Origin of the sequence: Cohnella hongkongensis, from assembly GCF_042654645.1 — a bacterium.
GTDB classification, from domain to species: domain Bacteria; phylum Bacillota; class Bacilli; order Paenibacillales; family Paenibacillaceae; genus Cohnella; species Cohnella hongkongensis.
Window position 1 is genome coordinate 1 of the sequence record NZ_JBHSEP010000028.1, and the last position, 22,915, is coordinate 22,915.

20 protein-coding genes are annotated in these 22,915 nt (G+C 58.3%); 4 read left to right on the plus strand and 16 right to left on the minus strand.

The genetic code is table 11. The features are described 5' to 3' along the window. Window positions 1-250, plus strand: a 250-nt coding sequence (locus ACFO3S_RS25350) for a hypothetical protein (protein WP_378101823.1), incomplete at its 5' end; no start/stop codon positions are given. Window positions 251-350: 100 nt separating this feature from the next. On the opposite strand, the gene ACFO3S_RS25355 is transcribed toward ACFO3S_RS25350, so the two are convergent. The 8 genes from ACFO3S_RS25355 to ACFO3S_RS25390 all read right to left on the minus strand — a co-directional run bounded on the left by ACFO3S_RS25355 (window position 351) and on the right by ACFO3S_RS25390 (window position 9,488). Beyond that, complete coding sequence (locus ACFO3S_RS25355) at window positions 351-2,669, minus strand: glycoside hydrolase family 2 protein (RefSeq protein ID WP_378101825.1); 2,319 nt, start codon at window positions 2,667-2,669, stop codon at window positions 351-353. A 58-nt stretch (window positions 2,670-2,727) separates the two neighbouring features. Beyond that, window positions 2,728-3,711 (minus strand): ROK family protein, encoded by a 984-nt coding sequence (locus tag ACFO3S_RS25360; protein ID WP_378101828.1) that lies wholly within the window; start codon window positions 3,709-3,711, stop codon window positions 2,728-2,730. Continuing rightward, on the minus strand, window positions 3,708-4,373 hold the full coding sequence (locus tag ACFO3S_RS25365; RefSeq protein ID WP_378101831.1) for a D-sedoheptulose-7-phosphate isomerase: 666 nt from the start codon (window positions 4,371-4,373) through the stop codon (window positions 3,708-3,710). Before ACFO3S_RS25365 ends, ACFO3S_RS25360 begins: the two co-directional genes overlap by 4 nt. After that, window positions 4,357-5,607, minus strand: coding sequence for a cellulase family glycosylhydrolase (locus tag ACFO3S_RS25370; RefSeq protein WP_378101834.1), 1,251 nt, complete (start codon window positions 5,605-5,607; stop codon window positions 4,357-4,359). Before ACFO3S_RS25370 ends, ACFO3S_RS25365 begins: the two co-directional genes overlap by 17 nt. Before the next feature lie 49 nt (window positions 5,608-5,656). Further along, window positions 5,657-6,490, minus strand: coding sequence for a carbohydrate ABC transporter permease (locus ACFO3S_RS25375; protein ID WP_378101837.1), 834 nt, complete (start codon window positions 6,488-6,490; stop codon window positions 5,657-5,659). Between the two features lie 4 nt (window positions 6,491-6,494). After that, the gene (locus ACFO3S_RS25380) at window positions 6,495-7,379 is read right to left on the minus strand and encodes a carbohydrate ABC transporter permease (RefSeq protein ID WP_378101840.1); all 885 of its coding nucleotides are present in this window, start codon (window positions 7,377-7,379) and stop codon (window positions 6,495-6,497) included. Window positions 7,380-7,381: 2 nt separating this feature from the next. Then, window positions 7,382-7,879 (minus strand): hypothetical protein, encoded by a 498-nt coding sequence (locus tag ACFO3S_RS25385; RefSeq protein WP_378101842.1) that lies wholly within the window; start codon window positions 7,877-7,879, stop codon window positions 7,382-7,384. Between the two features lie 61 nt (window positions 7,880-7,940). Then, window positions 7,941-9,488, minus strand: coding sequence for an ABC transporter substrate-binding protein (locus ACFO3S_RS25390; protein ID WP_378101843.1), 1,548 nt, complete (start codon window positions 9,486-9,488; stop codon window positions 7,941-7,943). Window positions 9,489-9,690: 202 nt separating this feature from the next. Here ACFO3S_RS25390 and ACFO3S_RS25395 point away from each other — a divergent pair, with 202 nt between their 5' ends. Next, on the plus strand, window positions 9,691-10,719 hold the full coding sequence (locus tag ACFO3S_RS25395; RefSeq protein WP_378101845.1) for a LacI family DNA-binding transcriptional regulator: 1,029 nt from the start codon (window positions 9,691-9,693) through the stop codon (window positions 10,717-10,719). A gap of 51 nt (window positions 10,720-10,770) precedes the next feature. On the opposite strand, the gene ACFO3S_RS25400 is transcribed toward ACFO3S_RS25395, so the two are convergent. Then, window positions 10,771-11,730, minus strand: coding sequence for a phytanoyl-CoA dioxygenase family protein (locus tag ACFO3S_RS25400; protein WP_378101847.1), 960 nt, complete (start codon window positions 11,728-11,730; stop codon window positions 10,771-10,773). Between the two features lie 129 nt (window positions 11,731-11,859). On the opposite strand from ACFO3S_RS25400, the gene ACFO3S_RS25405 reads away from it, so the two are divergent. Continuing rightward, window positions 11,860-12,720, plus strand: coding sequence for an AraC family transcriptional regulator (locus tag ACFO3S_RS25405; protein ID WP_378101849.1), 861 nt, complete (start codon window positions 11,860-11,862; stop codon window positions 12,718-12,720). Window positions 12,721-12,796: 76 nt separating this feature from the next. Continuing rightward, a complete protein-coding gene (locus ACFO3S_RS25410; RefSeq protein ID WP_378101851.1) occupies window positions 12,797-12,937 on the plus strand; it encodes a hypothetical protein in 141 nt (46 codons plus the stop codon). Window positions 12,938-13,044: 107 nt separating this feature from the next. Here the strand turns inward: ACFO3S_RS25410 and ligA are convergent, their stop codons facing one another. The 7 genes from ligA to ACFO3S_RS25445 form a co-directional block, all read right to left on the minus strand. After that, complete coding sequence (ligA, locus tag ACFO3S_RS25415) at window positions 13,045-15,072, minus strand: NAD-dependent DNA ligase LigA (RefSeq protein ID WP_378101854.1); 2,028 nt, start codon at window positions 15,070-15,072, stop codon at window positions 13,045-13,047. 36 nt (window positions 15,073-15,108) lie between these two features. Next, entirely contained in the window at window positions 15,109-17,526 is a 2,418-nt protein-coding gene (pcrA, locus tag ACFO3S_RS25420) for a DNA helicase PcrA (protein WP_378101857.1), read from the minus strand. Then, complete coding sequence (pcrB, locus tag ACFO3S_RS25425; protein WP_378101860.1) at window positions 17,507-18,235, minus strand: heptaprenylglyceryl phosphate synthase; 729 nt, start codon at window positions 18,233-18,235, stop codon at window positions 17,507-17,509. Before pcrB ends, pcrA begins: the two co-directional genes overlap by 20 nt. Before the next feature lie 201 nt (window positions 18,236-18,436). Then, window positions 18,437-19,120 (minus strand): hypothetical protein, encoded by a 684-nt coding sequence (locus ACFO3S_RS25430; protein WP_378101863.1) that lies wholly within the window; start codon window positions 19,118-19,120, stop codon window positions 18,437-18,439. Then, window positions 19,117-20,340, minus strand: coding sequence for an AAA family ATPase (locus ACFO3S_RS25435; RefSeq protein WP_378101866.1), 1,224 nt, complete (start codon window positions 20,338-20,340; stop codon window positions 19,117-19,119). Before ACFO3S_RS25435 ends, ACFO3S_RS25430 begins: the two co-directional genes overlap by 4 nt. A 270-nt stretch (window positions 20,341-20,610) precedes the next feature. Continuing rightward, entirely contained in the window at window positions 20,611-21,486 is an 876-nt protein-coding gene (gene galU / locus ACFO3S_RS25440) for a UTP--glucose-1-phosphate uridylyltransferase GalU (protein ID WP_378101869.1), read from the minus strand. Window positions 21,487-21,508: 22 nt separating this feature from the next. After that, on the minus strand, window positions 21,509-22,864 hold the full coding sequence (locus ACFO3S_RS25445) for a UDP-glucose dehydrogenase family protein (RefSeq protein ID WP_378101871.1): 1,356 nt from the start codon (window positions 22,862-22,864) through the stop codon (window positions 21,509-21,511). Window positions 22,865-22,915: the final 51 nt, after the last annotated feature.

The window sequence follows — 22,915 nt, forward strand, 5'->3', positions numbered from 1 at the left end:
CTTACGCTCAATGTTCAGTTTTCAAAGAACAATCGGTGTTGCTCGCCTGCACCGTTTTCCGGCGCAAGGACTTCATCTTACCGCATCCCGCGCCTTCTTGCAACCCTCAATTTTTACCAGATTCGATAAAATTCGAGATGCTCCGACTTCGAGCGGCTTTTGGCAAACCGTCCTGGTCTCGGCGACAGGAATTAGAATATACCACGATTCGCTTATGTATCGCAACAGTCCATTTTATTCCATTCCTTAACTCTGTCCAAAGGCCTATTCCGCCGGACAACCCCGGACGCTTGAAGCGCATCCGGGATGCCGGCAGCCAGCAATGCCCTATCAAGCAAACGGAATGCAGCTTAGCGGACGGTCTCCATCGGCGAGCCGCTCGACTCAAGCTCGGTCAACCGGCTCAACCAGCCTTTGTACCTCTCCAGGGAAAACGCCGGAAAGCCAAGCAGATAATGATTGCCGAACGTCTGGCCGTCGACGGTCCAACGGATGAGCAGCATCCGCTGCTCGCTATGGGAGACTCGAATGCGCCCCAGCTCGATATTGCCGTTAACGGCGGAGACGAACGGCCCATCCAGCAGCGTCTCGCCGGAATCGGCGTCCCATATCCGGTACGCCCCCCGCTTCTCCTCCAACGTATCGTTGGAAAGCACGACCCGGACGTGCCAGTCCGACGGCTCGTCGATCATGACGCATAGATCGCGATGCACGTTTTGCAAGTAATGGAAAGCCAGTTTCTTGTTAAAATAGTAATCGACCACCGCATCGGAAAACTGCGGCCAGCCATCGATCATGTTCCACCAAATGATGCCCGTCCGGCGCCATTTTTTCAGCCGCGTCATCTCGACGAAAAACTTCTTGGCCTCGGCCTGGGAAATCTGCGACGCCAGCACGAAGTCTTCAAGCCGATCCGGCACCTCGCCGAACAGCTCCTTAATCTGATTAGCCATTAGACCAATTCGGTACCCCCACGTCCCGCTCGTGCCGATCGGATCGGAGGCGTGAGTCGCCCACTGCTCGTTGTCCTGCCAGGGCCAGAGATGGTCCGCGTCGATAAACCGCTTGATCGATTCGACGCCAGGACAACCGTGGTAGCCGATTTCGCTGACGAAGTGCATTTTGCTCTCCGTATAATATTTGCTCTTATAGTAGTCCCGCGGCCCCCACAGATGCTCCTCCGGCAGCAGCGACAGGTCCTTCTTCTCCCAGAAGCCGGGTGACAAATACGGAGAGCTGGGCAAATAGGGCCGATACGGGTCGCATTGAGAGACGACCGCAGGCAGCACCTCGCGGGAAATCCGGTTGAGCGCCGGATCGATGCCCCGATTGAGACTGAATTGGTCGATCTCGTTGTCTCCGCACCATAGCGCGAGCGAAGGGTGGTTTCTCAGCTTGCGTACGACGAAACGCGCCTCCTCGCGTATTTTTTCGTAAAACTCCTCGGTCTGCGGATACAGACCGCACGCCAGCGCGAAATCCTGCCACACCAGAAATCCTTCGCGGTCGCAGCGATCGAAGAAATCGTGATCCTCGTAGACGCTGCCCCCCCATACGCGGACGATGTTGCAGTTCATCTCCGCGAACAGATCGAGCATGCGCGGGATGCGAGCCTTATCCTTACTATGGAACATATCGGCCGGCACCCAGTTGGAGCCCTTGCAGAAGATCGGGACCCCGTTAACTTTGAACAGAAACTCTCCCGGCCGTTCCGCCGAGGTCGTCTCGCTTCTGATCAGTTCCACCGTGCGAATGCCGAACGTATCCGTCCGCTCCGCCAACACGTCGTCCCCGTGGCGCAGCTCCATGCGAACCTCGTACAAATTCGCAGCCCCGTAGCCGCGAGGCCACCATAGCTGGGGACGGTCGACCCGGAATTCCGCATTGCCCGAGGAAAAATGAACCGGACAGCTCTTCTCGAACCGAGAGGTTCCGCAAGTGCCGACGATGCGCAGCGTAAGCTCGCGGAATAGCGAGGGGTCCGCCTGCACGTGATAGAGCGCTCCGACCCATGCTCCTCTATCGTCGGCGCTTCGCGTATAGAAATACGGTTCTTTGATTTCCGTTTCCCGGTGAACGGCAAGCTCGACGTCCCTCCACAATCCCGCGGACACCGCACGGGGCATAATGTCCCAGCCGAAGCCGTGAGCCGCTTTGCGCACCCAAAGCTGCGCCCAGTTGTAGTCCATCGCCCACATCGACGGATCGTACTCGCGCTTCATCGCCTCCAGAACCGGCGATTGCAGACGGACATGCAGACGGTTCGCCCCCTCCGGCTTCAGCTTGTCGGTGACGTCGAACGTATGCGAAATCAGCATATTGTCGCTGCTTCCCAACTCCTCGCCGTTCAGCCAGTACGTCGCCAGACAGTCGACGCCGTGAAAGACCAGCTCGATCCGCCCGTCGCCCTGCCGGCGAACCGGCGTCTCGAACTCCTTCTCGTACCACCATTCGTGCAGCTCGTATTTTTTCAGTTCGCCAATACGGCTCCCTCCGTACGGATCCTCCAGCCTTCCCGCCCGCTGCATGTCCAGCTCCACGTTTCCGGGCACCTCGGCCTCCAGCAAGGTCGGTTCGCCGTCCTTCAACCGATCGGGATGGAAAATTTCGCTCTCCCGCTGCGGCAAGCCGTACAGCTTCCACTTTCCGTTAAGGCTGATTGTTCGCACTCCGTTTCTCCTCCGTTTCCTGCCGTTCCGTCCGCTCCCGCAAGAGGGAAGGCAGTATCTATAGCTTGGCTTTCCGGGCTTCCTCCGCCACGGATAAGCTCGCATAATCCCCTACGCGCTCGTTCAATTCGGCCGGTACGATGCGGCATGCAGACCGCGACAAGGACAGCCCCTCGCCGGCCAGCGCCTCCGCCATCGCAGGCTCCAGAAGCTCGCGCTGTCTGGCGTAAATGCTGCCGATCACGATTCGCTCCGGGTTCAGCAGATCGACCAGAATCGCCAGCCCCCTCCCCAGCTGCCGACCGACGAAGCGGTAAATTTCCCGAGCCAGCTCGTCGCCCGCATGGGCAGCCTCCGCGACGGCCTGCGCCGTAACGGAAGCGAGGTCCTGCTCCCGAGGGCAGAACGCGACCGCCTCCCCGCGGATCAGACGCTCGGCGGCGGCCTCCCGGGCCAGCTGGGCGATGCCTGCCCCGCTGCAATAACCTTCAAAAGAACCGGCCTTGCCGTAGCCGACCGGTCCGTCCGGCTCCAGTCGGACATGTCCGATCTCGCCGGCCATGTCGTTCGTTCCCGTATACAGCCGACCGTTCAAAATCAGGCCCGCGCCCATTCCCGTGCCGAACGTCAGAAATACGACGTTGGCAGCCCCCCGTCCGGCCCCCCATCTCCACTCGGCCAGCGCGCAGGCGTTGGCGTCGTTCTGCAGGGCGGCGGGCGCTCCGAACCGCTGCCGGAACGGCTTAAGAACGTCGATCTCGTCCCAACCCGGCAAGTTCGGCGGGGAGAGCGTCAGTCCCCGGCGGCTGTCCAGCGGGCCCCCGCAGCTTACGCCCACGGCAGCCGGAGCGGTGAAGCCGTGCTTGGCCAGCAGCCGCTCCAGCTCCTCCGTCAATCGAGCCAGAACCGCGTCCGGTCCGCCTATCGTAGGGAAAGCGACTCTGTCGATCAGCCGAATTTCCTCCCCCTTCGCCCCACTCGGCAATCCCAGACAAACCGCGCACTTCGTTCCCCCGATATCGATTCCCGCCAGAACGGTCATGATCCGAAAAACTCCTCTTCCAGGCAGATGCACAGGCCGTGATAAATCGGAAGATGCCGCTCCTGCACGTCCGGGGTCGACTGCCAGGGAACGCGGATCGCCACCTCGCACACCTCTCGCATTCTTCCGCCTTCCTCGCCAGTCAGACCTACAGTGCGCAGCCCGAGCGCCTTCGCCACCTGCATCGCCCGGATCACATTGGGCGAATTGCCCGAGGTGCTCAGTCCGATCAGCGCGTCTCCCGGCTTCCCGTAGCCGTACACCTGCTGGGCGAAGATCATCTCCGCGTCGACATCGTTGCCGTACGCCGTCAGCAGCGCCGTCTGGCTCACTAGCGAGATCGCGGGCAGAGCGCCCTGCAAGCCTTCCGCCAAGCGGGCTCCCCCCAGAGGATCGCAGCGCAGAAACCTCTCGCGCTCCTCCTGCGGCAGGCATCTTTTCTTCCTAAACCCCTTCATCAGTTCTCCGACGATATGCTCGCAGTCCGAGGCGCTGCCCCCGTTGCCGCACAGCAGCACCTTGCCTCCGGAGCGGTAAGTTTCTATTAATAATTCGAGCGCGCGGCCGATATCCGGCAGGCAAACCTCCAAATCCGGATACTTGCTCAGCATGGCCTGCCAAACCGGCCGCCCCCGCATCTTAGCGTCATCTCCTTCGCTCATGCCGCTCCGCCTCCCGTCTGTTATGTTCAGCCAATCTACCGTTCCACGCTTGAAGCGCCCGCAGCTGATAGGCCCGACGGTTGTCGCCGGTCACGCTCCAGTCCTTCTGCGACCAGTAATCGTACACCCACAGAGCGGCCAGAGGCACATCCGCCTTCTCCATCGCTTCAATTAATTCCCCGAATCTCCGTGCAGCCAACTCGTGATCGACGAGCCCGCCTTCTTCCTCCGCTTCTCCGACGCCGAACTCTCCGATAAAAAGCGGCTTTCCGAGCTTACGGGCCGTTTCCTGCATCAGGCCCAGCGTTTTATCCGTATCGAGAGGAGCGCCGAAGCGCGTATTTTCGTACAAATAGTAATGAACGGAAAGCACGTCCAACGGATCGGGATTGCTCTCCTCCAGAGCCAGCGCGAATTGCTCCTCCGTGTCCTGGTCGAAAGTCCCGCGCTCCCGTTGGTTCCATTGGCTCGGCCGCGGAATGCTGCCTCCGCTGATCACGACCCTGTGCTTGTCGTACTTCCTGACTTCTTCCGCGAACAACCGGTAAGCGGTAGCTACCATGTCCCCTGTCAGGTCGTCCTCCGCGCTCCGCTCCGTCGCCGTGCCCAGCTCGCCCGCGATCGCCGGACGATGGTCGGCCGCGTTCGGCAGGTCCTGCTCCAGGTTGTACTCGTTGCCGAATTCCCAGCCCCAGATTGCCGGAGAATCCGCGTATCGGCCTACGACGTCGGCCACGTACCGGCGCATGAACGCGATCGTTCGACTCTCCGGGTCGCCCCAGCGATTGCGGGGCTCCTTGACCAGATCGGGCACGTTCGAGTGATACCAGAACAAGGAGGGAATCAGTCCGATTCCGCGCTCCTCCGCCGCTTTGACGAAATCGTCCATGAGCTCGAAGTATCGTTCCTTGTCCTCAAGATACAGCTTGTTGTCGATTGGCCAGTACCCGCCTGCCATAAACCGGACGAACGGAATTTCATACTCGGCCAGCACGTCGAAGCCGTGCCGGTAAGAGGTGTCGGACGGATCGGCCAACGTGCGCGAGAACGCGTTGAAGTAATTGACTCCGATTCCCTTATAGGGCTTGCCATCCTTTGTGAGTACGCCGTTCTCGGCCACGCAAAGCCCCGTCGCTTGGCTGCAGCCGGAATCGGTCCGTTCGGTCCCCGCGCACCCGGACAGCATCGGCAGACATAAGATCGCCGTCGACAACAGCATTGGCGCTCGCTTCATCCCCTGTTTCTCCCCTCGTCGAGCCGGCTTGCGCCCGGCGTTATCGTTGCTACAGCTTAATGCCCGAAGACGTTAGTCCTTCCACGTAATATTTGCTGGCGAAGGCGAAGAGCAGGATGAGCGGAACCGAGGAAATGACGTACGCCGAAAACAGCAGCGGATAATTCGTCTCCGCCCCCTTCGTGCTCAGCTCCGCCGAGAAATCCCGCAGCGCCACGGCGATCGTGAAGATTTCCCGATCGGTAAGGATAATCGAAGGACCGACCAAGTCGTTCCACGCGTTCATGACCTGCATGACGGCCAGCGTCGCGAGAATCGACAGCGACACCGGGACCGCGATTCGGTAATACAGACGGAAATTCCCGCAGCCGTCCAATCTGCCGGCTTCGAACAATTCCTCCGGAATCGAGGCGAAGAAGCCTCTCAGCAGGAAAATCCCGAAGATCGGAGCGCCGAAGATGCCCGGCAGAATGAGACCCCATAAGGAGTTAACCAGCCCGAGATCCCGGATCAGAAGATACCAGGGAATCAGCCCGAGAATGCCGGGCACCATCATTAGCGCGATAACGAAATAGAACAGAACCTCTTTGCCGTAAAATCTCATCCGCGCAAACACGAATCCGCCCAGGGAGGAGAGAAACACGCCCCCGACCGTAATCAGCCCGGCGACGAACACCGTATTCCATACCGGCCGCCCGACTCGCTCCCACGCCGGCTCCAGGTTAGAAAACCATAGAGGCAGAGAAGGCGCGAACTGGTTATATTGAAATTCCAGCCCGTCCTTCGTGAATCCGAACAGCAGAATCGCTAGAGGATACACGCTCATGAACAGCAGCAATAGAATAACGAGATGCAGCAGCAGTTGCGCTTTGCTCTTGGCCATCTCTTCACCCCCGATCCGATTGAATATATTTCATGCTGACGATGGTCAGGAGAAGCGCGAACAGGAACAGCATCAGGCCGATCGCGCTGGCATAACCGAAATTGTTATAAGTAAACGCCTGCTTATACATGTGGTAACCGGGAACCATGGAGGAATAGCCCGGTCCCCCGTCCGTCAGCACCAGTTGGCGGCCAAAGTCCTGCAGCCCCCCGATCATTCCCGTCACGATGAAAAATTTGATCTGTCCCGTCACGAGCGGGATGTCGATGTAACGCACTCTTTTCCAGGAGGTCGCCCCGTCAAGCTTGGCGCTGTCGAGCACCTCCGTCGGAATGTTCATCAGTCCGGACAGATAGATCAAGGGACCGACTCCCGCCGCCCAAGGAAAACCCATGAACAGCATGGAGAACAGCACCGTGCCTCCGTCGCTGAGCCAGCCCCTCTTCCACGATTCCAGCCCCAAGTAATCCAACAGCGAATTGATAAGCCCGATGTTCGGATCGTAGATGAAGTTCCAGACGAGCAGCCCGACGACACCGGGCACGACCAGCGGAACGAGCAGGACGACCCGGTAAAAATATTTCATCTTCGGATCGCGGACGAAATAGATCAACTCCGCAACGATCAACGGCACCGTAACTCCGATGACGAGCCCCCCGAACAGCAGAATCAGCATGTTGGGAATCGAATTCAGCAACACCTCGTCGTGCGCCATTCTGGTGAAATTGGACAAACCGACGAATGACCATTCGTCGGTCGCCGCGTTCCAATCGAAGAAGGCCTGCCCTAATCCGCGAATCGGAGGATAATAGGCGAACACGAGCAATCCGCCGATGATCGGCAGCAGCAAGAGATACGCTTGCAAGCTTTCGCGCCATTGTCGACTCATCTTTATCCCCCTCCCAGTTGGATGTGTCCGTTTTTGTTCGGCCCAGGCTTGCCGCCGTCGTCTTCGCCTTCGGATTCCGTTCCCGACGGCTTAACGACGGGAATGTCGACGAAGACCCTCTTCTTGACGCCGATGATCTTGCCGACGGAAATGTTGGTGATCGCGATCCGATTGTCTACAATCGGCGTATAGGGACCTTCACGATACGAGTAATAGTCAAACGAAGCTTCGCCGTCCGCATTCGTTTTGACTCTGCTCGCCTTTAACTGACCGTAGCCTGCGGTGCGGATAAGGGTCAGCTCGTCCCCGCCCCGCGGAGTGCCGTCCGGATTCGTCACCGTAATCCGCACCTTCATCACGCTCTTGCCGTCCGCGGGCAGAGCCTCCGTCTCCAGGCTGGAGCGGATGACGACCTCCCGGTTGTTCTCCAACAGCCCAATGACGACCAGCGCTGCCGCGAAGACCAGCACGGCAAGCCAAATCCACCCTTTGCTTCTCATTCCCGTTCACCTCGGCGACGCGGAAAGGGGGCTATGCCCCCTTCCTCCCGCGCATGATTCCTTACCACTTTGACGTATCCAGCTTCTGTGAAGCGATCACTTGATCGGCTCCGGTCTGGAACGCTTTCTCGATATTGGAGAAGAAGGTGTTGTCGTCCATCTTGTTCGCAATCCAGTTCGTCACGTTGCGGCGAACGGCATCGTTGGCCTCGGAATCGAACCAGACATTCATTCCGAAGTTGATCTCCGGAAGCACTGGCGACTCGGCATCCTTGATTCCGTCAAACAACGCAAGCGTTGCCGCCCCCTTCACCGTAGGACGACCGGCCGGAATTTCGTTGACCAAATATTCGTTCACGTCCGCTTTAGTCAGATACTGAAGGAACTTGACCGCCGCCGCAGTCGAATCCGACTTCTCCACGGACGGCTTGACGATGGCGAGATTGAACATCGCCTGCGTGTTTATAGGGAAGCCCTTCTGTTTCTCGTAATCGGGAGCCAGCGGCGTGGAATCCGATCCGATAAACGGCTTGGAGAACATGCCCCAGCGGAACGTCCGCTTCGTATCGCTCAGCTCCGAGCTAAGCTCCCACATGCCGCCTTCGCGCACCGCCGCTTTGCCTTGCTGCCAGAGCGGCTTCATGTCCTGCGTCGCCCACCCTTCCGGCCAAGTCGCGGCGAACGCCTTGTACTGCCTCCATACTTCCTGAATTTCAGGTTTATCCTGGGAGACGATTCCCTTGCGAATCGCGCGTACCCATTCGTCGCCGACCATATCTCCCGGCGTCGCGGCTCCCGTATAGTTGAACTCCTCGACGAAATTGTGGGTCATGATCGGCACGGACACCTGGTTCATCTGCCAGAGCGTTGGCCCCTTGTTCTCGACGCTCGGAATGATCGGGATATAGCCGGCATCCTTGATCGTATTCAAGGAGGAGACCAGTTCCCCCCATGTATTGGGAACGGCAAGATTCAATTCCTCGAAAATATCGATATTGTAGAAAAATGCCGTGGAATCCCCCGCCGCCTGCATGATCGGAACGGTATACCTCTTGCCGTCGCTGTGCTTCTGGATAATCTCCGCATTGGTGAACGTGTCGAGCCATTTCGTATTCGCATCGACGTACGGATTAGGCTGATCGAGATAGTCGTCGATCGGCAGCAGCCATCCCTTGCCCACCATATTCTGCGGCGTATCCGTCGCCCAGGTAATTTCAGGCGCGTCGCCCGAGGCGATCTTCGTCGTCATCCAGGTCAAATACTCTTCTTGCGAGCTTGTCGGCGCTTTCAAAATTTCCACCGTTATGTGCGGGTTCTCCGCCGTAAAGTCCGCGATGATCTTGTCGAGCGCCACCCGCGGTACCGGCGTGCCTTCCGTCGGAGTCTTGTCTTCCGTCGGCGTAAACATCTGCGGCGTGATTCTTAACTTCACCGGCTTGTTGTCGTCCGGCTGCCCCGAGGCGGAAGCCGAAGACGGCGAAGATGGCGAAGGCGAACCGCCGTCGGCTGCGGAGCCTCCGTTATTGCCGGAACAGGCCGTCAGAGTAAGTGCGAAGAGCAGCAAAACCAGCAGAGCGAAGTATGAGGATTTGCCCAATCCCTTTTTCATGTAGAGACCCTCCCAGAGTTGTTAACTACAATTTGATATTATTTTCTTTTTATTAATTAGTCAAAGATTAATTTTTAGTTAATATTATGAGATAAGCGCTGGATTAAAGTCGTTCCCGATGTTAAGATGTAGTTAATTCACGCTTTCTCTTCATGGCTATTATTGTTAAAATAAGACTATAATTGTATATCCGGGGGTTTCCATGGCGAAAAAAGTCACTTTGCTCGATATATCCAAACAGCTGGGCTTGTCGACGGCGGCCGTCTCCAAAGCGCTGCGCGGTCTCGACGGCATTAGTCCGGAAACAAGAAAAGCGGTCGTGGAGACGGCCATCAAGCTGGGTTATAAAGACTTCGCGGAGAGCGCGCCTTCGGGGCCGCTCGCCTCCCCAAGCGGACGCGTGCTGTTCGTCGTCGATCCCCGGTTTATGACCGAGGCTCATACGATGGCCTCCTATTTCTTTATCGATAAGACATTGAAGGAGCTCGGCTTTCAATCGTCCCTGCAGGCTTTGTCGGTATCCGGGGAGATGACGGACGAGGCCGTCTTCCGCGACAAGGATGTCGTCGCCATGTTTCTGTTCGGGAGAATTTCCGCGAAAAGCGCAGAAAGGATGATCGGCTTGAACAAGCCGATCATCCTTCTGGATCACGAGTTTCCGTATGCGGAGATCGATTCGGTGATGGTCGATCACTACGAGGGAGCATTCCTGGCGGTGAGGCACTTCGTACAGAACGGCCATATTCGCATCGGGTACATCGGCGACAACAAGCTGTCGCCGGGATTTCTCGCCCGCTACCGCGGCTTCTGCGACGCGCTCGACTTCTGGGGGTTAGAGCGCCATCCCGAATATATGTACGACGTTCATTTCGCCGATTCGTTCGGAGACATCCACTTCAATATCATTCCGTCCAAGCTGGATTACGGGAACCTGCCGTCCGCCTTCTTCTGCGCGAACGATCCGATCGCCTTCGTCGTCAATCACGCGCTGACCGCGCAAGGCATCCGCACGCCGGACGACGTATCGATTATCGGCTTCGATAACCTGGAGTCCTGCCAATGGCAGTCCCCGCCGATCAGTTCGCTCGACTACCAGCGGGAGCAGGTTGCCATTCAAGCCGTCAACCTTATGCTGTGGCGCATGGACCACCCGGATGCGCCCCGCAACAAAATTATGGTGAAGCCCGAGCTGGTCGTACGCAAATCCGTGGCCCCCCCTTCCATCAAATAAACGCAAAAGGGCGATCTCATCCGATAGAGATCGCCCCTTTACCCGCTAACATTAGCAAATCTTTTCCTTCTGCCAGCGGATGGATTCGTCGAATTCCGAATAATGGAACCCGACGTTCTTCCAATAATGCTTCAGATCCTCGCGAGTCCAGCCCTCATACAGCTCATCCCAGGTATACGGACCGTGCGGCAGGAGCGAACGAGGCTCGATCACCGCTCCCGGCTTAAGCGCCTGATAACGGAAATCGCAGGACATCCGAATTTGTCCGGATACCTGATTGGGCATCGATTTGTGCACGGTTAAGCTATTAAAGGTCAGTACGTCGCCAGCCTCATAATCGATTGTCTGCCATTCATAGTCGAGACCGCACAAGATCGTTTCGAGCCCTCCCGCTCCCGGAGCTTCCGTTACGCCCAGCAAGCCGGCCTTATGACTGCCTTTCAGCACCGCGAGGCCGCCTAGCTGACGGGAAACGTCTCCAAGAGGAATCCAAGCCGTCCAAGTCTCGGTCTCTCCTTGAATATGCAGAAAATCCTGATGGGACGGCGTGACTTTGGCCTCTCGATGCGGCAGCATCACCCGGGCGATATTACGGGGATGCGGGAACGGCTCGTACCCGAACAGCGTGCGATACATCGAGAGCAGTTTTTCGTGATGGGCCATTGCATGAAAAGACTCCAACCCCTGAATCGCGCGATAAATATCCATCGTCACTCCTACGCCGTTCCAGCGAAGCTCCTCGTCGGAATGCCGATTAACCGCCTCCACGTCGGCTATCCCGTCGATCAGCGGATATCGGGAATCGGTCAATCCGCGGCTTTCCAAAATTTCCATGACTTCAAGCCGCAGCTTCAGCACAGTCTCCCGCGGAATCAGCCCTTTGAAGAAAAGCATGCCGTCCTTCTCCGCACGGTTTCTCAGCGATTCGGGATCGGCAAGCAAAGGCGAAGAGTCTTGGAAAGCCCCTGCGATTGGGCTTAGATTATTGTCCTTAACCGGCCGCTGTTTCACGATTCATCTCTCCTTGGAGTATCGACTTCGAAGCCATCTTATCATATAAAGGATGGGGAAGGATTTAGCGGCAGCCGGGTCGTATTTGTCTTTTATCGGCTTTTTTGCTTATCATCAGGAGGAATCGCCATGTCCGACAACGAGCGCCAGTTTAATCCTATCGTTCATTTCGCTAACCGGCTCGCCTGCCGCCCGGGGGAGACGTTCGGGCCGAGGGTAATTGACGATTATCAATGGCTTTACGTAGAAAAAGGGAAGGGCGAGATCACGATTAACGGCCGGGTGTATCCCGTGGATTCGGGCTGTCTGCTCGGATACGGCCCTGAAGTTCCGCACCGGATTTCTGCCGATGCAGACGATCCGTTCGTCCTCTTCGGCCTGCACTTCGCACCCGATGAACCGGAATACGTCGACCGGCCGCATCATCCGTCCGTTCGCAACCTCGAGCTTACTCCGGACATCGTTCAACGCTTCTCTGCACCGGACGACGTTCCGAACGCCTTGATCCCCCCATGCTCGCTTGTCGGGTCGTGGGCGCTTCCTTTTTTCGAAGAGCTGGTCAGGGAATTCAATCGTCAGGACGAGTATGCGCCGCTCGCCCTCCGTGCCGCGATGCTCCGGCTCTACGTGCGCCTGCGAAGAACAACCGTCGCTCCACTGCCGCATAACGCCATCGTCGAACAGATTCGCTCGGCGCTCGAAGCGCGAGCGGAAGAGGACTATCGCATGGAGTGGCTGGAGGAGATTACGGGCTACAGTCACGACTACGCATCGAAAACCTACAAGGGAATCGTCGGCAGATCCCCCCATGCCGATCACCAGAGAATGAGGCTGCAGGCCGCGCAGCGCTATCTGGAAACGACGGGGCTGACCGTGACGGAGATTGCGGATAAGCTTCGGTTCGGCAGCATACATTATTTCTGCAAGTGGTTCCGACGCCAGTCCGGCCTGTCCCCGAGCGCGTATCGTTCGCGAAAACGAATGATCTGACCTATTGCTATTGCGCCCTTGGATTTTGGCGGCTCTGTGGGCGATTCAATTGGGCGGCTTGCTTACGGAGGGAAAGTTGAACGTATTCGTGCAATTGGTCAAGCGAGCGCTTAAAAACAAGGGAGAAGCAACGCAGGCGATCGAGCTTCAACGCTTCAACAATACGTTGTGGATCAAGCAGATTCGCGCGGGCGTGTTCCGCCGGACACAACCGTAATTGCAAAGAAGGGCGAAGCGATAAGCTCCCGAACGTAACGAATTTACGTCGGCTTGTCGCTTCGCCCTTCAGTATCTTCTTAACGGATATCCGCCAATTCGATTTTTCTAGTTTGCACCGCCGAGCAGTCGAACCAGTTCCTCTTCGTCCTCCAGCACCGGCACGCCGAGATCGCGCGCTTTGGTCAGCTTGCTGCCGGCGCTCTCTCCGGCGATGACCAGATCCGTCTTCTTGGACACGCTGCCCGACACCTTCGCGCCGAGCGCCTCCAGCTTCTTCGCGGCTTCGTCCCGAGTCATGAGCGTCAGCGTACCGGTCAGCACCACCGTCTTGCCGAACAGCGGATGGCTCGCGTCCGCGCTCGCCGCTGCCGGAGCGGCTGCTTCCGCCTTCACGCCGAGCTCGCGCATCCGGTCGATGCTCGCCCGGTTCAGCGGATCGCGGAAGTATTGGTAGATGCTCTCCGCCACAATGCCGCCAACGTCCGGCAGGCCGACCAGTTCCTCCACTTCCGCCTCCATCAGCCGGTCCAGATCTCCGAAATGGTCCGCCAGCATTCTCGTCGTCGCCTTGCCCGTATTCGGAATCCCGAGCGCATTCAGAAACGAAGCGAGGCCGCGGGACTTCGACTTCTCCAGGGCGTCGAGCAGATTGGACGCCTTCTTCTCACCGAACCGCTGCAGGCCGACCAGCTGCTCCAGCGTCAGGCTGTACAGGTCTGCCGGCTCGCGAACGCCGAGTTCCTCGTACAGCTGCTCCGCCGTCTTGCCGCTAAACGTCTCGATATCCATACAATCGCGCGAGGCGAAGTGGGTGATCCGCCCGATGATCTGCGGCTTGCAGCCGAGCCGGTTGTTGCAGAACAGATGAGCGCCGCGCATCTCCAGCGGGGAGCCGCACCCCGGACATACGTCAGGCACGGCAATCGCTCCGCCCTCCTCGTCGTCCGCCTTGCCCAGAATTTCCGGGATGACGTCGTTGGAGCGGCGGATGAAGACGCGCGTTCCGAGGGCGTTCAGCAGATTTTTGCGTTCAATGTCGCCGATGTTGTTGAGCGTGCAGTTCTGCACCGTCACGCCGGCCAGCTCGACGGGCTCGACGCGGGCAAGCGGCGTCACCTTTCCCGTCCGTCCCAGCTCCCAGGATACCGACTCCAGAACGGTAGTCGTCTCCTCCGCCTCGAACTTGAAGGCGACGGCCCAGCGAGGAAACTTGTCCGTGTAGCCGAGCGCCTCGCGCGTCCTCATGTCGGTCAGCTTGACGACGGCTCCGTCGATCAGATAGTCAAGCTCGCCTCGGCGAGCGACGATCGATTCGAGCTCCTTGACGAGCTCTTCGACCGTCGAGAAGTAGGCGATATACGGGTTAACCGGGAACTTGTTGTCTCTCAGAAACGCCATCATCTCGCGATGGTTGGCGAAGGAGATTCCTTCCGAGTAACCGACATGGTAGAAGAAAGCGTCCAGCCTGCGGGACGCCGTCACCTTGGGATCCAGGTTGCGAAGCGCCCCCGCCGCCCCGTTCCGGGCGTTCTTCAGAGGCTCCGCCGCCGTCTCGTTGTACTTCTCCAGCACGGACAGCCTCATGAATCCCTCGCCCTGCACCTCGATCGTCCCGCCGTCGAAGCCGATCGTGAGCGGAACGGTCCGGATCGTCCGAACTTGCGGCAGAATGCCTTCTCCCACTTCCCCGTTGCCCCTCGTTGCGGCCTGCGTCAGCCCCCCGCCACTATAGGTCAGATTCAGCGACAGGCCGTCGAATTTCAGCTCGACGACATACTCGGGAGGCGGCAGCGGCTGCTCGGGATTTTTCGCGTTATAGTCGGCGATGAGCTTGTTCACGCGCGCCGTCCAAGCGTTCAAGTCCTCGATATTCTGCGCTTTGTCCAGGCTCCACAGCCGGGACAGATGCCGATGCGGCTCGAAGCCCTTCAGAATGTCGCCGCCGACTCGGCGCGTCGGGGAGTCCTGCAGCACGATGCCGCTCTCCGCTTCGAGAGCCGTCAGCTCGTCGTAGAGGGCGTCGTATTCCTTGTCGCTGATGGTCGGATTATCCTCCGTATAGTAGCGATGGCCATGCGCGTTCAACTCGTCGACGAGCCGCTGCATCCGTTCCGTATCATCCTTATGCGCCATATCCGTTAAACTCCCTTCTGATAAAATGACCGCGATCTAGACTTTCGTGACCGGCGCGAACGCCGCAAGCAGCCGCTTGACGCCGACAGGCGCCGGGAAGGCGATCTGCAGCTCGGCATCGTTGCCCGTTCCTTTCACGGAGACGACCGTACCGATCCCCCACTTGGCATGCTGGACCTTGTCTCCGGCGACGATCGCCATGCCGTCTGCGACCGGTTTGGCCGCCGAAGGCGTCTGCGAACGGACGACGGAAGCTCCGCCTCCGGACGGGGATGTCATCGGAGAGACGGTCGGACGGGCCCCGAAGCCGGAGGGCGGGTAGCCTCGGCCGCCGCTGCCCGACGCCGGGCTGCCGAAACTGCCGGAGCCGCTCCTTGATCCGCCGTAGGACGAGCCCCCTCCATATTCTCCCCCAAGCCGCGAGCCGTAGCCCCCATACGAGCCCGGGCGCGCGCCTCCTGCCGGAGCGACCGCCTCCTTCAGCTCGTTCGGAATTTCCCCGAGAAACCGGGAGGGCGGATTGGAGTTCGTCCGTCCGTACAGCAGCCTCATTCGCGCGCAGGTCATATACAGCTTTTTCTCCGCTCTCGTAATCCCTACGTAAGCGAGCCGGCGCTCCTCTTCCATCTCCTCGTTGTCCATCAGAGAACGGCTGCCCGGGAAGACGCCCTCCTCCATGCCGACGATGAAGACGATCGGGAATTCCAGCCCTTTGGCGCTGTGCATCGTCATCAGCACGACGGCGTCATCGCCGTCCTCGGAGTCGTCCATCGAATCGATGTCCGCGACGAGCGCCAGCTCCGTCAGGAAGCTGAGCAGCGACTTGTCTTCATTGCGCTTCTCGAACTCCTGCGTCACGGACAGGAATTCTTCGATGTTCTCCAGGCGAGCCTTCGACTCGAGCGTATTCTCGCGCTGCAGCTCCAGCCGGTATTCCGACAGCTCCAGCACCTTCTCGGTCAGCTCCGTCACCGACAAATAGTCGGTCATCGCGCTCAGATTGTTGATCAAGTCGCGGAAGCCGCTGAGCGCCGCCTTGGCCCGCCCCTGAATGTCCAGATGGTAGAGCCCGTCGCCGAGCAGGCCGTCTCCCTCGTTCAGAAGCCTCAGAATCGAGACGCCCTTGCGTGCCGCCTCCTCCTGAACCTTGGTCATCGTCGTATCGCCAAGCCCCCGCTTGGGCACGTTCACGATACGGAGCAGGCTGTTGTCGTCGTCGGGATTGGAGATAAGCCGCAAGTAAGAAAGAATGTCCTTGATTTCCTTGCGGTCGTAGAACTTGATGCCGCCGACGATCTGGTAGGGGATCTCCGACTTGATGAGAATTTCCTCGACGACCCGCGACTGCGCATTCGTCCGGTACAGGATGGCATGATCGCCGTACCGGCGGCCGTTCTGGCGGTTTTTGCGAATCTCTCCGGCGATGAAGTAGCCTTCCTCATGCTCCGAGTCGCCTTGATACACCGTTATTTTTTCGCCGCCGTCCTGATCCGTCCACAAATTTTTGGCCTTGCGGCCCAGGTTGTTCTTGATGACGGCATTGGCGGCGTCCAGAATGGTCGAGGTCGACCGGTAGTTCTGCTCCAGCAAAATGCTGCGCGCTTCAGGGTAGTCCTTCTCGAAGTTGAGGATGTTCGTGATATCGGCGCCCCGCCAGCGGTAGATCGACTGGTCGCTGTCGCCGACGACGCAGATGTTGTGATGCTTGTCGGCTATCATTTTGCAGAGGGTGTATTGCGCTTTGTTCGTGTCCTGGTATTCGTCCACATGAATGTATTTGAATTTGTTCTGGTAAAAGTCCAGCACTTCCGGAGCGTCCTTGAACAGCTGAATCGTCAGCAGGAGCAGATCGTCGAAGTCGAGCGAGTTGTTCGCCTTCAGTCGGCGCTGGTATTGCGCGTACACCTTGGCGACGATCGATTCGAAGTAGTCCCCTTGCCGCTGCTCGTACTGCGCCGGAGACATCAGCTCGTTCTTGGCCGCGCTGATGGCGGCTTGGACGGCCTTCGGCTCGAATCTCTTGACGTCCAGGTTGTTGTCCTTCATCACGTTGCGGATGACCGACAGCTGGTCGGTGGAATCGAGAATGCTGAAGTTGGAGCCGAAGCCGATCTTGTCGATGTCCTTGCGCAGAATGCGCACGCACATTGAGTGGAACGTGCTGACCCAGATGTCCCGTCCAGACGGACCGACAAGCTTGGATACCCGCTCCTGCATCTCTCGCGCTGCCTTGTTCGTGAACGTGATCGCGAGAATGCTCCATGGGGCCGCCAGACGCCGGGCAATAATATAGGCGATGCGGTGCGTCAGCACTCGGGTCTTGCCGCTTCCTGCGCCGGCCATAATGAGCAGAGGGCCTTCGGTCGCGACCGCGGCCTCCTTCTGCTTCGGATTGAGCCGGTCGATCGAATCGTCGAGATCGACGGAATTCGCATTATCTCTTTCGAAGAACATAATCCTTCTCCTTTACCGCTTGGTTAACCGCATGAACCGTCGCCAGCGCGGCGGCCAATTGATCGTAAATCAAGTTGCCCACGACAACGGTATCCGCCCGGCGCGCGGCCTGCGCCGCCTTGTCGGGACCGTCGATCCCTCCGCCGTAGAACAGATGGGCCTGCTTCAGCGACGCCCGAATGCGGCTCAGCAGCTCCATGTCCCCGAACGTTCCGCTGTACTCTACGTACAGCACCGGCACGTTCCAGAGCCTGTCCGCGACTTGCGCGTAGGCGACGGCCGCATCGGAGCCGATGCGAGCGTCCGCTTCCGTCAGCCTCGCGACGGTCGAGTCCGGATTAAGCACCAGATACGCTTCGCCGACAATCGATTCCCACGGCATCAGATGGCCGTAATCGCGCAGCGCGTCGACATGGTGGCCGATCAGCCACTCGGAACGCTTCGTATTGAGCACGCTAGGAATAAAATAGCCGTCGAATCCCGGCACCGCGCACGCCGGATCGGACAGCTCGAACGCGCAAGGCACCTCGTACCTGCGTATGCGGGACATGAGCTCCACCGTGTTGTCGAACGTCACCCCGCTTGAGCCCCCGACGAGAATCGCGTCCGTGCCCGAGGCGCATATCGCTTCCAGCGCATCGTCGCCGATTTCCCTATCGGGATCGAGCTTAAATACATGCTTCCAACCGCTATAAAATGACGGGCGCATAATGCCTCCGTGATTCCCGAAATTGTAAATGTTCAGACCAACGGCCCCGCTTCGGCGAGAGCTCGCCCAACTAGTTAATAGTCTACAGGAATTCTCCTGCACTTCCAAGAGGAAAAGGGAAAACAAACGTTCGCCTCTCCCCCGTAGAAAAAGCCAGCCCGCGCGGCTGACCTGGAGAACTCCTCTAGCAAAATCCGTTTATCATAATTGCACGATGCTCTTGTGAAACTTTTCCGCTTGATGGCAATGGCTCCTTACGTAGTCCCACTTCTCTACGACTGGGGGAACGCATTTGTCCCGATATTCCGATTGTCTCTTTTTAGCCTTGCCTGCCTTTCTTCCAATGGCGTTAAAGGGAGGCTTGGATACGATTTCATCCGGCTTGTGCACGCATTCGATGAACTTGTCCGCTCCATGATGCATCAACTCGTCATCCAACGCGACCAAAACCCACGCTTCCGTATTGTCGGAGGGAATGCAGCAAATGATACGGGAGTCGAATGCCTCTATGTTTAATTTTTCCCTAATGATGCCTTCGAGTACGATAACCGTATCTTCCGCTTCCGGACAAGGACGGGCGCAATCCAGCTCGGGCTCCCTGGCAATTTCGGCGTCCGCTTGAATGATCAAAACGTCGATACTCGTTCCTTCCATTAATTCATATATCGATATCCCCGTTGTTGCCGCTTCGCACCACGAAAGCACGCCTCTCCACCCGTTGCTATGCCTGACACCCGAGGGCGCTCCCAGCCCAGGAGTCTCCGAAAGATCCGGCTGAATCAGTCTATACCTGTGCTCTCCCGGCACCAACTTTGCGATAATGCTGGTCATCAACTGAAAATCGGTCGGTCCTTCGGAAACAATTCCGAACGTATAACTCTTCATAGATCCGGAACACCGCCCAGCATTCCCATAACCCATAGCTTCGATAGGCTATTGCCTGTTTCAAGCAGCTTCTCGTTCACGACAACCCGATCGATTTGGGTGTGACCGTTCAAATTGCGATCGACCGTAAACAATCGGATTCTTTCGTCGCTCAAATCCAGCCCGTCGAGAACGAGAGGATTATGGGTTGTAATGAATACCGTTTTGCCCGCTTCAATGATCCGATCGCAAAATGCCTTCGTAATCGTCCGAGCTAAACGCGGATTCAAAGCTTGGTCGAAATTGTCTATGGAAAATAGGTTGGGGGACTTGGCATGCATCGCCAACGCGAGCAGGAAAAGCACATACAGCGAGCCTTCGCTTGCATCGTACGGCGTTAATTCGCTTCTCCCCTCCCGCATGAAACGATCTGTAAATCGTATCGTTTTGGCCGTCATCGGAATGTTCGGGGACACGATATCTTTCGAAGGCTTTCCGACGCCGATCGCCTTCGCCCAGTTAAGCAAATCCAGCAAATCATACAGATCCATGGATCCGAAGGTTTCTTTTTCGATATCCAGCAGATCGTCCACCGCCTCCGGCAGCCTCCCTCCGAGCAACCCAACGGGCTCCCGTTGAAGCGGATCCGTTTGGATCCCTCTTAAAGTCGTCGTGTTCGGGGTATAGATCGCATAGTCTTTAAACATCTCGTATAAATCATTAGCGTATCCGCCAGCATAACCGCTGATTTCATCGCGCCGTATTCCTTGCAGGAAGGACAGCAGTCCCTTGTAAGCATCTATTTCTATCTCCGGGAAATTCTCTAATTTATACTTCGAGTTTCTTGAACGTCCGAACACTTTCGTTTCGTTAACGAACAACGACTCCGAGTGATACTCCCAGGCCGGCTTCGGCTTTTCAATGGGATTGTTGAGATTTACCGTATACCCCCATTGCCCCTCTTCATTTCTCCACTTCACATTAAACTCTATCGTAACCGGCAATCTTTCATGGTCCTTAAAAGAAGATTTATATAAGGATGGAGTCCCCAACCGTACGCCTTTAAAATTCAGGATGGCATCGTCGACTTTATCTGCAATTGCCGCGCTAAGAACGCCGATCGCTTCCAGCAGAGCGCTTTTCCCCGTCCCGTTGGCTCCGATAAATACATTGACTCTGCCAGGCTCCAACGTAATATTGGATAAAGATTTGAAGTTCTTTATCGTAATAGCCACATCCATAATAGCACCTCGTTTCACTTATCTGCTATTCATCCTGCCCGCATAGCCGTTCGCATATCCATATCTTTAGATTCGATCTAGATGTGCGATTCCCTCCTATCGCCGAAAAATAGAAACCAAAACCGAATTCATCCGCTCACCGAGCCGGACTGTCAATTTTAAGCCCTCGCAGCCGGCAAAAACGGAGGCGCAGAAAACAAGCCGGCGGAACGGCCGCCGGCTTGCTGCTAATCAAGTATCTGATTCAAGAGGAAGCTCTTCCCGCGGAGATCAACGCCCCAGCTTCTCCTCGAGATAAGCGCGGATCTCGTCCTTCAGGTCCGGCCGCTCGAGCGAGAAGTCGATAATCGTCTTCAAGTAGCCGAGCTTCTCTCCCGTGTCGTACCTCGTTCCCCGGAATTTGTACGCATAGACCGATTCGTCGCGCATGAGGCGATAAATTGCGTCGGTCAGCTGGATTTCTCCTCCGGCACCGACGTCCTGCGTCTCCAAAATATCGAAGATCGCCGGGGTCAAAATGTACCTTCCGATAATGGCCACATTCGACGGCGCGCATTCCGGCGCGGGCTTCTCCACGACGCCGCGCACCTTCAACACCCGGTCCCCGTCGCCTCCGGAAGGATCCGGATCGACGATGCCGTAGCGGGACACCTCTTCGTCCGGCACGTTCTTCACGGCGAGCACCGAGCCCTGTACCCGGTCGTATACGTCGATCATCTGCCTCAGACAAGGCACGTCCGATTGCACGATATCGTCGCCAAGCAGGACGGCGAACGGCTCGTTCCCGATAAACTTGCGGGCGCACCAGATGGCGTGCCCGAGCCCTCTTGGCTCTTTCTGCCGGATATAGTGAATATCGATCAATTCCGACGGCTTCTGAACCTCGGAAAGCAGATCGAGCTTGCCCTTGTTCAGCAGGTTCTGCTCCAGCTCGTACGAGCTGTCGAAATGATCCTCAATCGCGCGCTTGCCCTTGCCTGTCACGATCAGAATGTCCTCAATGCCGGCGGCGACCGCTTCCTCCACAATATATTGGATCCCGGGCTTGTCGATGATCGGGAGCATTTCCTTCGGCATCGCCTTCGTCGCCGGAAGGAACCTCGTCCCCAGCCCCGCTGCCGGGATAATCGCCTTGCGAATCTTCATCCTTCGGACATCCTCTCTACGATTACAGTGCGAGCTCGCCCGCCTTGCGAGAGGACGGCCCGGGAATGGACGGCAGACGACCGACCCCGATGCAGACGATTCCCTGCGCGTTCAGGCCCGCGGCGTCCAAGACGTTCCTTCCATCCATAATTATAGGCCGGCTCATCCAGTTTTTAAAGTCTTCCGCCTCGATCTGCTTGAACTCGCTCCACCCGGTCACGACGATCGCGGCGTCCGCGCCGCGCAAAGCCTCCTCGGCCGACCCGCAGATGACGACCGAAGGGGGGAGCACTTTGCGTGCGGCAGAGCCGGCCTCCGGATCGTACGCGGTCAGAGTAATGCCGGGATGGCGGCGATGCAGCTCCGCGACCAGGCGCAGCGACGGAGCGTCCCGCATATCGTCCGTCCCCGGCTTGCAGGACAAGCCGAGCAGCGCCACCTTGCGGCGTCCCGGATCGGACAGCGCGGCTTCCAGCTTCCGCACCATGCGGAGGGGCAGCATCGCGTTGGCGCGCACCGCGGCTTCCACCAGCGTCTGCGGAGCGCCCGCGTCGTCGGCCATGCGGACGAGCGCGTGCGTGTCCCGCGGCATGCTGGAGCCGCCGAACCCGAGTCCCGCCTCGAGAAAATACGGTCCGATCCGCGGGTCGAGTCCTAGCGACCGGGCTACGGATGGATAATCCGCCCCGACCTGCTCCGAAAAAGCGGCCATCTCGTTGGCGAACGAGATTTTAACGGCCAGGCAGGCGTTGGCGGCCAGCTTGGCCAGCTCGGCGCTTCTGCGGTCGGTCGTTAGGATCGGCCCCGGAAGCCGGCGATGCAGCTGCGTCAGCCGCTCGGCCGTCTCGGCGGAAGCCGTACCGATGACGATCCGCGCCGGCTCGAAGAAGTCCCGAACCACGCTTCCCTCCCGCATGAATTCCGGGATCGACGCAACCTCCACCGCGCAGCCTGCCGGGAGCCGCCCGCGCAGGCGCGATTCCGCCCTTTCCGCCGTGCCGACCGGCACGGTGCTGGAGATGGCGATCATCCTCTTCCGCCCGTCGTCCGACCAGGGGGCGATCCGCTCGATTGTCTTCCACAGCGCGGCGAGCGACATGTCTCCGCGCTCGTCCGCAGGCGTACCGACCGCGATGAACAGCAGCTCCGCCTCGCTCATGAGCCCTGCCGGCTCGTTCCCGAAGACGAGTCGTCCCGCGGCGACGTTCCGCAGCACCAGCGACTCCAGTCCCGGCTCGCGATACGGAACGATACCCTGCGACAGCTGCGCGACTTTCCCCGAATCCCCGTCCACGCACCGGACCGTATGCCCGAGCTCCGCAAATCCCGCGGCTATCGTCAACCCGGTTACTCCCGCTCCCACAACCGCTATTTTCATGCCTCGAGCCTCCTCTATATCAAGCGCACTTCGGCGCACCAAAGTTTCTTG

Bases quoted from the DNA above. Each gene is read 5' to 3' on its own strand.
- ACFO3S_RS25360 (WP_378101828.1), bottom strand. From the start codon at position 3,711: ATGACCGTTCTGGCGGGAATCGATATCGGGGGAACGAAGTGCGCGGTT.
- ACFO3S_RS25365 (WP_378101831.1), bottom strand. From the start codon at position 4,373: ATGAGCGAAGGAGATGACGCTAAGATGCGGGGGCGGCCGGTTTGGCAG.
- ACFO3S_RS25370 (WP_378101834.1), bottom strand. From the start codon at position 5,607: ATGAAGCGAGCGCCAATGCTGTTGTCGACGGCGATCTTATGTCTGCCG.
- ACFO3S_RS25375 (WP_378101837.1), bottom strand. From the start codon at position 6,490: ATGGCCAAGAGCAAAGCGCAACTGCTGCTGCATCTCGTTATTCTATTG.
- ACFO3S_RS25380 (WP_378101840.1), bottom strand. From the start codon at position 7,379: ATGAGTCGACAATGGCGCGAAAGCTTGCAAGCGTATCTCTTGCTGCTG.
- ACFO3S_RS25385 (WP_378101842.1), bottom strand. From the start codon at position 7,879: ATGAGAAGCAAAGGGTGGATTTGGCTTGCCGTGCTGGTCTTCGCGGCA.
- ACFO3S_RS25390 (WP_378101843.1), bottom strand. From the start codon at position 9,488: ATGAAAAAGGGATTGGGCAAATCCTCATACTTCGCTCTGCTGGTTTTG.
- ACFO3S_RS25395 (WP_378101845.1), top strand. From the start codon at position 9,691: ATGGCGAAAAAAGTCACTTTGCTCGATATATCCAAACAGCTGGGCTTG.
- ACFO3S_RS25405 (WP_378101849.1), top strand. From the start codon at position 11,860: ATGTCCGACAACGAGCGCCAGTTTAATCCTATCGTTCATTTCGCTAAC.
- ligA (WP_378101854.1), bottom strand. From the start codon at position 15,072: ATGGCGCATAAGGATGATACGGAACGGATGCAGCGGCTCGTCGACGAG.
- pcrA (WP_378101857.1), bottom strand. From the start codon at position 17,526: ATGTTCTTCGAAAGAGATAATGCGAATTCCGTCGATCTCGACGATTCG.
- pcrB (WP_378101860.1), bottom strand. From the start codon at position 18,235: ATGCGCCCGTCATTTTATAGCGGTTGGAAGCATGTATTTAAGCTCGAT.
- ACFO3S_RS25430 (WP_378101863.1), bottom strand. From the start codon at position 19,120: ATGAAGAGTTATACGTTCGGAATTGTTTCCGAAGGACCGACCGATTTT.
- ACFO3S_RS25435 (WP_378101866.1), bottom strand. From the start codon at position 20,340: ATGGATGTGGCTATTACGATAAAGAACTTCAAATCTTTATCCAATATT.
- galU (WP_378101869.1), bottom strand. From the start codon at position 21,486: ATGAAGATTCGCAAGGCGATTATCCCGGCAGCGGGGCTGGGGACGAGG.
- ACFO3S_RS25445 (WP_378101871.1), bottom strand. From the start codon at position 22,864: ATGAAAATAGCGGTTGTGGGAGCGGGAGTAACCGGGTTGACGATAGCC.